1 pseudogene is annotated in these 255 nt (G+C 56.9%); it reads left to right on the forward strand.

The window, feature by feature from the left end:
• A pseudogene (locus FNJ47_RS50775) lies at positions 1–255 on the forward strand (IS110 family transposase); the annotation flags it as partial.

A 255-nucleotide genomic window follows, 5' to 3' on the forward strand; every position in this document is an offset into this window, starting at 1 on the left:
CGCACACAGGCGATCAATGCTTTGCGCGGACATCTTGCGGAATTCGGTTTGATCGTGGCTCAGGGCGTGAGACATATCCCCCGATTGGATGAGCTCCTTGCAACATATCCGGACCTGCCCGATCTAGTCCGCAGCCTTTGCCAGAATCTCTTGACGCATGTGAAATCCCTGTCGGAGCAGATAGCAGAGCTGGAGAAGGGACTACGGGTGCGCGCGAGACAGGACGAAGTCGCCTCTCGCTTGATGACCATTCCG

Source organism: Bradyrhizobium uaiense (assembly GCF_010811875.1).
In the GTDB taxonomy this organism is placed as follows: Bacteria; Pseudomonadota; Alphaproteobacteria; order Rhizobiales; family Xanthobacteraceae; genus Bradyrhizobium; species Bradyrhizobium uaiense.